The 11,397-nt window shown below is 69.7% G+C and carries 11 protein-coding genes; 7 read left to right on the top strand and 4 right to left on the bottom strand.

Features of this window, described 5'->3' with window-relative positions; genetic code table 11:
- Positions 1 to 36: 36 nt before the first annotated feature.
- The 5 genes from AB5J55_RS27265 to AB5J55_RS27245 all read left to right on the top strand — a co-directional run bounded on the left by AB5J55_RS27265 (position 37) and on the right by AB5J55_RS27245 (position 5,022).
- Complete coding sequence (locus tag AB5J55_RS27265) at positions 37 to 972, top strand: SPFH domain-containing protein (protein WP_369273155.1); 936 nt, start codon at positions 37 to 39, stop codon at positions 970 to 972.
- A complete protein-coding gene (locus tag AB5J55_RS27260) occupies positions 969 to 1,226 on the top strand; it encodes a hypothetical protein (RefSeq protein WP_369273154.1) in 258 nt (85 codons plus the stop codon). The genes AB5J55_RS27265 and AB5J55_RS27260 overlap by 4 nt, the downstream gene beginning before the upstream one ends.
- A gap of 252 nt (positions 1,227 to 1,478) precedes the next feature.
- On the top strand, positions 1,479 to 2,003 hold the full coding sequence (locus AB5J55_RS27255) for a PadR family transcriptional regulator (protein WP_362380760.1): 525 nt from the start codon (positions 1,479 to 1,481) through the stop codon (positions 2,001 to 2,003).
- Positions 2,000 to 2,689: an ABC transporter ATP-binding protein gene (locus AB5J55_RS27250; RefSeq protein ID WP_369273153.1), complete on the top strand. Its 690-nt coding sequence runs from the start codon at positions 2,000 to 2,002 to the stop codon at positions 2,687 to 2,689. The genes AB5J55_RS27255 and AB5J55_RS27250 overlap by 4 nt, the downstream gene beginning before the upstream one ends.
- On the top strand, positions 2,686 to 5,022 hold the full coding sequence (locus tag AB5J55_RS27245) for an ABC transporter permease (protein WP_369273152.1): 2,337 nt from the start codon (positions 2,686 to 2,688) through the stop codon (positions 5,020 to 5,022). Before AB5J55_RS27250 ends, AB5J55_RS27245 begins: the two co-directional genes overlap by 4 nt.
- Before the next feature lie 33 nt (positions 5,023 to 5,055).
- Here the strand turns inward: AB5J55_RS27245 and AB5J55_RS27240 are convergent, their stop codons facing one another.
- Positions 5,056 to 6,003 carry a LysR substrate-binding domain-containing protein gene (locus AB5J55_RS27240; RefSeq protein WP_369273151.1) on the bottom strand — a complete coding sequence of 316 codons (948 nt, stop codon included), beginning with the start codon at positions 6,001 to 6,003 and terminating at the stop codon, positions 5,056 to 5,058.
- Positions 6,004 to 6,173: 170 nt separating this feature from the next.
- On the opposite strand from AB5J55_RS27240, the gene AB5J55_RS27235 reads away from it, so the two are divergent.
- Complete coding sequence (locus AB5J55_RS27235) at positions 6,174 to 6,728, top strand: peroxiredoxin (protein WP_369273150.1); 555 nt, start codon at positions 6,174 to 6,176, stop codon at positions 6,726 to 6,728.
- 5 nt (positions 6,729 to 6,733) lie between these two features.
- On the top strand, positions 6,734 to 7,267 hold the full coding sequence (locus AB5J55_RS27230; RefSeq protein ID WP_369273149.1) for an alkyl hydroperoxide reductase: 534 nt from the start codon (positions 6,734 to 6,736) through the stop codon (positions 7,265 to 7,267).
- Positions 7,268 to 7,291: 24 nt separating this feature from the next.
- Here AB5J55_RS27230 and AB5J55_RS27225 read toward each other — a convergent pair whose 3' ends face one another.
- The 3 genes from AB5J55_RS27225 to AB5J55_RS27215 form a co-directional block, all read right to left on the bottom strand.
- A complete protein-coding gene (locus AB5J55_RS27225; protein WP_369273148.1) occupies positions 7,292 to 8,710 on the bottom strand; it encodes an AI-2E family transporter in 1,419 nt (472 codons plus the stop codon).
- A 146-nt stretch (positions 8,711 to 8,856) separates the two neighbouring features.
- Positions 8,857 to 9,549, bottom strand: a complete 693-nt coding sequence (locus AB5J55_RS27220) for a transglycosylase SLT domain-containing protein (protein ID WP_369273147.1) — start codon at positions 9,547 to 9,549, stop codon at positions 8,857 to 8,859.
- Positions 9,550 to 9,967: 418 nt separating this feature from the next.
- Entirely contained in the window at positions 9,968 to 11,293 is a 1,326-nt protein-coding gene (locus AB5J55_RS27215) for a PhoH family protein (protein ID WP_369273146.1), read from the bottom strand.
- Positions 11,294 to 11,397 lie beyond the last annotated feature (104 nt).

Raw genomic sequence — 11,397 nt, 5'->3', positions numbered from 1 at the left:
TCGTGGATGAATGCGAACGAAACGGGGGAATCACCCATGCCTACCGACACCACATCCGTCACCGCCGACGTACCGGAGATGCCCGCCCCACGCGTACGCGAGTTCACGGCGCACAGCATCGGCGGCGGGCTCGCCCTGCTGCTGGGCCTCGTCGGGCTGCTGGCCGGCGCGGGCCTGATCGTCAGCACCACGGCGGTCGCCGGGGCCGGCGGCAAGGCGGTGCTGATCATCGCCGGAATCCTGGTCGCGATCGCCGCGGTCCTCGCGATGTGCGGGCTCAACATGGTCGCGCCGGGCGAGGCGCGGGTCGTCCAGCTCTTCGGGCGGTACCGCGGGACGATCCGGGAGGACGGGCTGCGCTGGGTGAACCCCTTCACCTCCCGTACGAAGATCTCGACCCGGGTGCGCAACCACGAGACGGCCGTCCTCAAGGTCAACGACGCCTACGGCAACCCGATCGAGCTCGCCGCGGTCGTGGTGTGGAAGGTCGCGGACACCGCACAGGCCACCTTCGAGGTCGACGACTTCCTGGAGTTCGTCTCCACCCAGACCGAAGCGGCGGTGCGGCACATCGCCATCGAGTACCCGTACGACGCCCATGACGAGGGCGGCCTCTCGCTGCGCGGCAACGCCGAGGAGATCACCGAGAAGCTCGCCGTCGAACTGCACGCGCGCGTGGAGGCGGCCGGAGTGCAGATCATCGAGTCGCGCTTCACGCACCTCGCGTACGCTCCCGAGATCGCCTCCGCGATGCTCCAGCGGCAGCAGGCCGGGGCGGTCGTCGCGGCCCGGCGGCAGATCGTCGACGGGGCGGTCGGCATGGTCGAGGCGGCGCTCGCGCGGATCTCCGAGCGGGACATCGTGGAGCTGGACGACGAGCGGAAGGCGGCGATGGTGTCCAACCTGATGGTGGTGCTGTGCGGTGACAGGTCCCCGCAGCCGGTCCTCAACACCGGGACGCTCTACCAGTGACGGTTCCCTCCGAGGGTTCAACCCCTCAGCGCCGGCCGCAGCAGCGCAAGCAGGTGCTGCTGCGGTTGGACCCGTCCGTGTACGAGGCGCTGGCGCGGTGGGCGGGGGACGAGCTGCGCTCGGCCAACGCGCAGATCGAGTTTCTGCTGCGGAAGGCTTTGGCCGACGCCGGTCGGCTTCCGCGGGACACGGGGCCTCTTCCCCGTCGGGGCCGGCCACCTGGGGGCTCCGCCCCCGGACCCCCGCCGGCCTGAACGGCCTCGCCCTCAAGCGCCGGACGGGCTGGATGCGGCTGAGGCGACCTCGTCCGTGCCGGCCGGATGCGGCTCGGCCGGCCTCGTCCGTGCACGCCGGAAGGGCGCGGATCCACTGGGTCGCCCACCCTCACCATCGCCATGTGGCAGAACCGTGACAATCGCACCCCACCTGCGCCTTCACACCGCCCGCCATGATCTACACACTCCGCGTATACACGACGCGTATACACCCCGTGTAGTGTCCTGGTCATGTCCATCGGTCACACCCTCCTGGGGCTCCTGGAGTCCGGCCCGCGTCACGGCTACGACCTGAAGCGGGCCTTCGACGAGAAGTTCGGTCACGACCGGCCGCTGCACTACGGCCAGGTCTACTCGACGATGTCCCGGCTGCTGAAGAACGGGCTCGTCGAGGTCGACGGGATCGAGCCCGGCGGCGGGCCCGAGCGCAAGCGCTACGCCATCACCGACGCCGGGATCACCGACGTCCAGCAGTGGCTCGCGACGCCCGAGAAGCCGGAGCCGTACCTCCAGTCGACCCTCTACACGAAGGTCGTCCTCGCTCTGCTCACCCGGCGCAACGCGGCCGACATCCTCGACACCCAGCGCTCCGAGCACCTGCGGATGATGCGCATCCTCACCGACCGGAAGCGCAAGGGGGACCTCGCCGATCAGCTGATCTGCGACCACGCCCTGTTCCACCTCGAGGCCGACCTGCGCTGGCTGGAACTCACCGCCGCGCGTCTCGACAAGCTGGCCGAGGTGGTGACCAAGTGACTCCTCCTCCCGGTTCCCTGCTCGCGGCCCAGGAGCTGCGCAAGGCCTACGGCCCGACCCTCGCGCTCGACGGGGCCGAGTTCTCCATCCACCCCGGCGAGGTCGTCGCCGTCATGGGGCCGTCCGGCTCCGGCAAGTCGACGTTGCTGCACTGTCTCGCCGGGATCGTGCCGCCGGACTCGGGGTCCATCACCTACAACGGCCGCGAACTGGCCACCATGGGCGACGCCCAGCGCAGTGCCCTGCGACGCTCGGAGTTCGGGTTCGTCTTCCAGTTCGGGCAGTTGGTGCCGGAGCTGACCTGCGTCGAGAACGTCGCCCTTCCGCTGCGGCTGAACGGAACCTCCCGCAAGGAGGCCGAGAAGGCGGCCCTCACCTGGATGGAGCGGCTGGAGGTCGACGACCTGCGCAAGAAGCGGCCCGGTGAGGTCTCCGGCGGTCAGGGGCAGCGCGTCGCCGTCGCCCGGGCCCTGGTCACCAACCCCCGCGTGCTGTTCGCCGACGAGCCGACCGGCGCGCTCGACTCCCTCAACGGCGAGCGCGTGATGGAGCTGCTGACGGACGCCGCCCGCTCGACCAACGCCGCCGTCGTCCTCGTCACGCACGAGGCGCGCGTCGCCGCCTACTCCGACCGCGAGATCGTCGTACGGGACGGCAAGTCCCGGGACATGGAGCGCGTCGTATGAGTGCCGCGTCCCAGTGGGCCAAGGATCTGGGCATGGGCGTGCGGTTCGCCTTCGCCGGCGGACGCGAGGGGTGGGTCCGGGCCCTGCTGACGGCCGTCGGGGTGGGGCTCGGGGTGGCGCTGCTGCTGCTGACGACCGCGATCCCGAGCGCGCTGTCCGAGCGTGACCGACGCGGTAGCGCCCGGGACGACTTCACGTACAGCGGCACGGTGATGCCCAAGGCGGACGACACGCTGATCGTCGCCAGTGTCGACACCGAGTACCGCGGTGACGACGTACGGGGCCGGCTCCTGGAGCCCGAGGGGCCGCTGGCGCCGCTGCCGCCGGGCGTGGACGAGTTCCCCGCGAAGGGCGAGATGATCGCCTCGCCCGCGCTGCAGAAGCTGCTGAAGTCCGACTCCGGCAAGCTGCTGCGCGAACGCATCCCCTACCGGGTCACCGGCACCATCGAGCAGCCCGGGCTGATCGGGCCCACCGAACTCGCCTACTACGCGGGCGGGTCGGGGCTCGAGGACCAGATCGCCGGAGGCACCGTCGAGCGGATCGACTACTTCGGCCCCTCCGCCGGGATGGCGGACGACCCGCTGGATCCGATCCTGATCCTGCTGATCATGATCATCTTCGTGGTACTGCTGCTGCCGGTCGGCGTGTTCATCGCGGCGGCCGTGCGCTTCGGCGGCGAGCGCCGCGACCGTCGGCTCGCGGCGCTCAGGCTGGTCGGCGCGGACGGACGGATGGCGCGCCGGGTCGCGGGCGGCGAGGCGCTCGCCGGGGCGCTGCTCGGGCTCGTTCTCGGCACCGGCTTCTTCCTGGCGGGGCGTCACCTGGCGACTCTGCTGCAGGTGCGGGACATCAGCGTGTTCCCGAGCGACCTCAACCCGTCGATCGCGCTCGCGCTGCTGGTCGCCGTCGCCGTACCGGCCGCGGCGGTCCTGGTGACGCTGTTCGCGCTGCGCGGGGTCGTCATCGAGCCGCTCGGTGTGGTCCGTACGACGAAGCCCCCGCGCCGTCGGCTGTGGTGGCGGCTGCTGCTGCCGGTGGGCGGTCTCGCGCTGCTGTACCCGATGGTGGGGCAGGGCAACGACAACGGGAACTTCAACGAGTGGATGGTCATCGGCGGCACCGTGCTGCTGCTGGTCGGCGTCACCACACTGCTGCCCTGGCTGGTCGAGGCCGTGGTGGCCCGGCTGAACTCCGGGTCGGTCTCCTGGCAACTGGCGATCCGCAGGCTGCAGTTGAGCAGTGGTTCGGCTGCCCGCATGGTCAACGGCATCGCGGTCGCGGTGGCCGGGGCGATCGCGTTGCAGATGCTGTTCGCCGGGGTCGAGGGCGACTACACCAAGCAGACCGGCAACGACCTGAACCGCGCCCAGATGACGATCTCCGTGCACGGCGACGTCCCGCTGAACGACGTCGCCCGGCAGTTGGGAGAGACCGAGGGGGTGCGCCGGGCGTCGGCCCTCTCGCTGGGCGCACTCGGCGAGAAGGCGAAGGAACCCGACAACTCGCTGGAGGTGGCCGTCGGCAGCTGCGCCGAGCTGCGCGAGGTGGCGCGTCTGAAGTCCTGCCGGGACGGGGACACCTTCCGGATCGTAGGCGGCGAGTACGACGACGGGTCGAAGGAGCTCACCAAGGCGGGCGGCACCCTGTACTTCGACCCCGGCTACAGCGGGATGACGAGCCACACGGTGGCGTGGAAGGTGCCGGGCGGCATCAAGACGGCGGCGACGCGCGAGGACCCGACCGGCTACGAGCGCGGCGGCCTGCTGTTGACCCCGGGCGCGCTGCCCGAGGGGGCCGAGGCCGGCCTCGTCCAGCGGGTGTTCCTCTCCCTGGACTCGTCGGTGCCGGACGCCGCGGACTTCGCGCGCAACACCGCCGCGCGGATGGACCCGCTGGCGGACGTGTTCACGCTGGCCGCCAACCGGGAGTCCCTGGAGTTCCGCTCCATCCGCAACGGCCTGTTCGTCGGCGCCACCTGCGTCCTGCTGCTGATCGGCGCGAGCCTGCTGGTCTCCCAGCTGGAGCAGCTGCGCGAGCGCAAGAAGCTGCTGTCGTCCCTGGTCGCCTTCGGCACCCGGCGCCGCACGCTCAGCCTGTCGGTGCTCTGGCAGACGGCGATCCCCATCGCGCTGGGCCTGGTGCTGGCGTCGACCGTCGGGCTCACACTGGGCGCCGTCCTGCTGAAGATGGCCGGCGCCTCGGTGACCGTGGACTGGGCGAGCGTACTGGCGATGACGGGCATCGGAGCCGGGGTCGTCCTCGCGGTGACCCTCCTCAGCCTGCCTCCGCTACTGCGCCTGATGCGCCCGGACGGCCTGCGCACGGAGTGATCAACGGGGTTGGGTGATCAAGGGGGCCGGGGCTCAGATCCCGGCCCCCAACACCCGTACCGGCAACGGCCGCAACGCATCGCGCAGAGCCGACGCCAGTTCCTCGTACTCCGCCGCGCGTGCCGCCCCCGTTCGCATGGCGAGGGCGACGCGGCGGGTGGGGGCCGGGTCGGCGAAGGAGCCGGTGAGGAGTTGGCTGCTGCGGGTCGTCTCCAGCTTGAGGGCGGTGCGCGGCAGCAGGGTCACCCCCATTCCGCCCGCGACGAGTTGCACGAGCGTGGACAGCCCGGCAGCGGTCGTGGTCACCGGCGCGTCCTCGCGGCCCGCCTCCCGGCAGATGTCGAGAGCCTGGTCGCGCAGGCAGTGGCCCTCGTCGAGCAGCAGCAGGTTCAGCTCGCGCAGCACCTCCCGCGGAATCCCCTCCCGGCCGCCGAGCCAGTGGTCGAGCGGGGTGACCAGCACGAAGTCCTCGTCGAAGAGCGGGAGTTCGGCGACACCGGGCACCCCGAGCGGTACGGCGAGCAGGAGCAGGTCCAGGCGGCCCGTGGTGAGGCCGTCGACCAGGCTCGCGGTCTGCTCCTCGTGCACCTGGAGGTCGAGGTGCGGATACCGGTCGTGGACGAGCCGCAGCACCGTCGGCAGCAGGTACGGCGCCACGGTGGGGATCACGCCGAGACGGAGTGCACCGGTGAACGGCGCCCGGACCGCCTCCGCCTCCTCCATCAGCGCCCCGACCTCCACCAGCACCGCCTTCGCCCGTACGGCGAGCCGCTCGCCGGCCGGCGAGAGCAGCACCTTGCGGGTCGTACGCTCCAGGAGCGTGACCCCGAGGGTCTCCTCCAGCGCGGACACGGCACCCGAGAGCGCGGGCTGGCTCATACCGATCGCGGCCGCGGCGTCCCGGAAGTGGAGGTGCTCGGCAACGGCGGCGAACGCCCGCAGCTGGGCGAGGCTGGGCTGCCGCCTCTTGCCCACGGTCATGTCCTGCCCCCCGTCATGCCTTACCCACGGCCATCAATAGGCACCTCCGATCAACCCGACCGAGTGTAGCTATTTCCCGTATCAATGCACGTTGTGCCAGGATCGGTAAGGTCCAACCCCATGGGAGACCCCTGTACCGAACGGGTGTCTCCTCGCTGCAAGGAGAGCGTGTGCTCACTGTCGGTGACAAGTTCCCCGAGTTCGAACTGACCGCCTGCGTCTCGCTGGAGAAGGGCGCTGAGTTCGAGACGATCAACCACAAGACCTACGAGGGCAAGTGGAAGATCGTCTTCGCGTGGCCGAAGGACTTCACCTTCGTCTGCCCGACCGAGATCGCGGCTTTCGGCAAGCTGAACGAGGAGTTCGCCGACCGCGACGCCCAGGTCCTGGGCTTCTCCGGTGACTCGGAGTTCGTCCACCACGCCTGGCGCAAGGACCACGACGACCTGCGCGACCTGCCGTTCCCGATGATGGCCGACTCCAAGCACGAGCTGATGCGCGACCTCGGCATCGAGGGCGAGGACGGCTTCGCCAAGCGCGCCGTCTTCATCGTCGACCAGAACAACGAGATCCAGTTCTCCATGGTGACCGCCGGCTCCGTCGGCCGTAACCCCAAGGAGGTCCTGCGGGTCCTGGACGCCCTCCAGACCGACGAGCTGTGCCCGTGCAACTGGAGCAAGGGCGAGGACACCCTGGACCCGGTCAAGCTGCTCGCGGGAGAGTGACCCACATGGCCCTCGACTCCCTCAAGTCCCGCATACCGGACTACGCCAAGGACCTGAAGCTCAACCTGGGCTCGGTCATCGGCAATTCGGACCTCCCGGCGCAGCAGCTGTGGGGCACGGTGCTCGCCACCGCGATCGCCTCGCGCTCTCCGATCGTGCTGCGCGAGCTGGAGCCGGAGGCCAAGGCGAACCTCTCGCCGGAGGCCTACAACGCGGCCAAGTCCGCCGCCGCGGTGATGGCGATGAACAACGTCTTCTACCGCACCCGGCATCTGCTGTCCGACCACGAGTACGGCAACCTGCGCGCGGGCCTGCGGATGAACGTCATCGGCAACCCCGGCGTCGACAAGGTCGACTTCGAGCTGTGGTCGTTCGCGGTGTCCGCCATCAACGGCTGCGGCATGTGCCTCGACTCGCACGAGCAGGTGCTGCGCAAGGCGGGCGTGGACCGCGAGACGGTTCAGGAAGCGTTCAAGATCGCTTCCGTCATCCAGGCGATCGGCGTCACGCTGGAAGCCGAGGCCGTCCTCTCCGAGTAGGCCGAGCTGTGTTGAGGGCCTCGCTCACCGCTGGTGGGCGGGGCCCTCGGCGTTTTCGTCGCTGTCCCCGGGGGCTGCGCCCTCAGACCCGCCTTCGGCCTGAACGGCCTCGTCCGCAGGCGCCGGAGGGGCTGGTTCCTGGCGACCGGTGCTCGTCAGCATCGCCTCCTGCGAATACCGCCGCAGATACCCCACGATCGTGTTCGACACGGCCACCAGCGGTACGGCCACCACCGCGCCGCCGATCCCCGCGACCATGCCGCCTGCCGCCACCGACAGCACGACCGCCAGCGGGTGGACGCGGACGGCGCGTCCGAGGATGAACGGCTGCAGGATGTGGCCCTCGATCTGCTGGACGGCCAGGACGACGGCGAGGGTCATCACCGCCGTGAAGACGCCCTGCGTCACCAGCGCCACGACCACGGCCAGGGCGCCGGAGGCCACCGCGCCGACGAGCGGGATGAAGGAGAACAGGAAGATGAAGACGGCCAGCGGCACGGCCATCGGGACGTCGAGGAAGTAGATGCCGATGCCGATGAAGACGGCGTCGATCAAGGCGACGAGGACGGTGCCGCGCACATACGCGGTGAGCGTCGCCCACGCGCGCGGGCCGGCGCCGGCGACAGCCGGACGGGCCGCGGCGGGCACCAGCTTCAGCGTCCACTGCCAGATGCGCTTGCCGTCGTAGAGCAGGAAGAGCGTCGAGAAGGCGGCCAGCAGAATGCCGGTGAGGGCCTCGACGACGACCGTGACGCCTTCGAGCCCGGCCGAGGTGATCTCTTCGGTGTTGGCGCCGACCGCGTCCCGGAGGTTCTCGGCGATCTCGTTGATCTGCTTGTCGGTGACGTGGAAGGGGCTGTTGAGCAGCCAGTTGCGCAGCTCGTCGATGCCGTCCTGGATCTGGTCGGAGAGGTTGTCGATGTTCTCCATGACCTGCCAGGTCACGAACCAGCCCATCAGCCCGATGACGACGAACCCGAGGACCGCGGTCAGGGCGGTGGCGAGCCCGCGCGGCACGCCACGCCGGGTCAGCCACACCACCGAGGGCTGCATCAGCGCGGTGAGGAGCAGGGCGATGACGAAGGCCAGCACGACGAGTTGTACGGCGCTGATGACCCGCATCAGCACCCAGACCGTGCCGGCGAGCACCAGCAGCCGCCAGCCGGCCTCCGCGGCGACCCGTACGCCCCACGGCACGACCTGCGCCGGGTCGGGCCGGGGCGGCGGTGCGGCGGGCGCGTAGTCGGGGGGCCGCGGGACGTGGTCGGAGCGCGGCGGCGCGTCCTCGACGGCCGGATCGGACGCCACGGCCGTGGCGGACCGCCGCTCGGGCCTGGGCTCGGTGTCCTCCCGTTCCACCGCGGCACGGCGCTCGTTCAACCGCTCACTCATTTCGGTCAGCCCGGTGCCGAGCCGACCGAGCCACCCTGGCACTCGCGACATGACCGTCCTCTTCCCCCGTCTCTCCTCACCACTCCCCCTGGAGTCGTTGCGTCCGACCGTACATGGCTAGTCACGGGGGAGCGCGAAAGCCCCTCACCAAGAGACGGTGAGGGGCTGCGCGAAGGTTGAGCGGCGGCGGTGCCGGCTCAGTACCAGTTGTTGGCCTGCCAGAAGGACCAGGCGTCACAGGGGCTGCCGTAGCGGTCGTTCATGTAGTTGAGGCCCCACTTGATCTGGGTGGCCGGGTTCGTCTGCCAGTCCGAGCCGACGGACGACATCTTCGAACCGGGCAGGGCCTGGAAGAGGCCGTAGGCACCCGAGGAGGGGTTGACGGCCTTGTAGTTCCAGTCGGACTCGTGGTCCACGATGTTGCTGAAGCACTGGAACTGGCCGCTCGGCACCATCTGTCGCGCCATCGACTGGATCTGCGCGATGCTGTACGAGCCCTGGACGGGGAAGTCGGAGGAGGATCGGGAGGCCTTCGCCTCGGCCTCTTCGCGCTCCTTGGCTTCCTGCGCCGCCTTCTCTGCCTTCTCGGCGGCTTCCTTCTTCTCGATCGCGGTCTGGGCGGCAGCCTTGCGGGCGGCTTCCTCAGCACCCTTCTTGGCGCTCGCGTCCGCGGCGATGGCCTGGACGTCGGCCTGCGCCGACATGGACTCGATCTGCACCTGGGCCTGCTGGCCCGCGGGTATGTCCGCGAGGAGCGTCGAATCGGCAGCCGTCGCTTCGGCGTCGTTGTTCTGCGCGGTGCTGCCCGAGGCAACGCCGACGACGCTTCCGACAGCGGTGACCGCGGTGGCCGACGCCACTGCGAATCCCCTGACCGAAATCGGACTCACACGGTTTCCTTCCAGCATCGCCCGCTTCGGTGACCCTGGCGGACGCAATCGTGCCCCTGGCTCTGGCCTCCCAACTGCGGGGTCACGGGAGGCTCGGACCCGGTGGGCAACTCCCTTGCGAGGAGCGCCGCGTGAAGACTCGGGCGGCATACGACGACGCTATGGAGTTGGCTGTGGTGTTGCTGTGGTGCCGTACCGCTGGGGGTACAGGTGTGTCGTATGCGGGGCCTGACAGGAGTGAGACTCTGCCGTACCCCGACGCCGCAAGGCAATTCTGTGTTGCGTGTGAAAGCTCACACCTCGTTTGTCCCAGGGGTTTTACGGAAAGCCGCACACGCCGAGGCGCCGCCCGGATAGGCTCACTGCCTTTCCGAACGGCGCCAACCAACGAGTAGCTACCGCAAGTTGAGCACTTGGGTCAGATCTGCCCGTCCTCCAGCATTTCGGTCACAAGGGCGGCGATCTGGGACCTCTCGGACCGCGTCAGCGTGACGTGGGCGAAGAGCGGATGCCCCTTCAGCTTCTCCACGACGGCGACCACACCGTCGTAGCGCCCGACCCTGAGATTGTCCCGCTGGGCCACGTCGTGGGTCAGAACCACCCTCGAATTAGCCCCAATTCGGGACAGAACCGTCAGCAGGACGTTCCTTTCCAGCGACTGCGCCTCGTCCACGATCACGAAGGCGTCATGCAGCGAACGCCCGCGGATGTGCGTGAGGGGCAGCACCTCCAGCATGCCCCGCGCCGTGACCTCTTCGATGACCTCGCGGCTGGTGACCGCCGACAGCGTGTCGAAGACCGCCTGTGCCCAGGGGCTCATCTTCTCGGCCTCGCTGCCGGGCAGATAGCCGAGCTCCTGCCCGCCCACCGCGTACAGCGGCCGGAAGACCATCACCTTCTGGTGCTGACGGCGCTCCAGCACCGCCTCCAGACCCGCGCACAGCGCCAGCGCCGACTTTCCGGTGCCGGCCCGGCCGCCCATGGACACGATCCCGACGTCCGGGTCGAGCAGCAGGTCCAGCGCGATCCGCTGCTCGGCGCTGCGGCCCTTGATACCGAAGGCCTCCCGGTCGCCGCGCACCAGCCTGACGTTGCCCTCGGGCGTGATCCGGCCCAGCGCGTTGCCGCGCTCGGAGTGGATCGTCAGACCGGTGTGCACGGGCATGTCGGCGGCCTCGGGGACGAAGACGTGCCCCTCCTCGAAGAGGATGTCCACCTGTTCGCCCGGCAGGGTCAGTTCGGACATTCCGGTCCAGCCGGAGGAGTCCGTGATGGCGAGTTCGGCGCGGTACTCCTCGGCGAGGAGACCGACGGACGAGGCCTTGATCCTGAGCGGCAGGTCCTTCGACACGACGGTGACGTCGAACCCCTCGGCCTGCAGATTGCGGGCGACCGCGAGGATGCGGGAGTCGTTGTCCCCCAGGCGGTAGCCGGTCGGCAGAACGCTGGGGTCCGAGTGATTGAGCTCGACACGGACGGTCCCGCCGAGGTCCCCGATCGGGATGGGGGCGTCGAGACGGCCATGCTTCACCCGGAACTCGTCGAGCAGGCGCAGGGCCTGCCGGGCGAAGTAGCCGAGTTCGGGATGGTGCCTCTTGGCCTCCAGTTCCGTCACCACGACGATGGGGAGCACGACCTCGTGCTCGTCGAAGCGGTTCAGGGCGTTCGGGTCGGCCAGCAGGACGCTGGTGTCGAGAACGTAGGTGCGCCGGTCGGGCTTGTGGCGCTTTGTGCTGGTCACCACGGAAGGACGTACCCCCTCGGATGAGGTCGGGGAGCGACGGAGTGGAGCTGGACCGGTCGTCGGCCGCTCTGCACGGGCCGAAAACCGGCCCCCCGCGTCTTCTT

Source organism: Streptomyces sp. R11, assembly GCF_041051905.1.
Taxonomy (GTDB): Bacteria; Actinomycetota; Actinomycetes; order Streptomycetales; family Streptomycetaceae; genus Streptomyces.
Note: the sequence above shows the minus strand (reverse complement) of the source record. Positions and strands in the feature narration are given on the sequence as shown.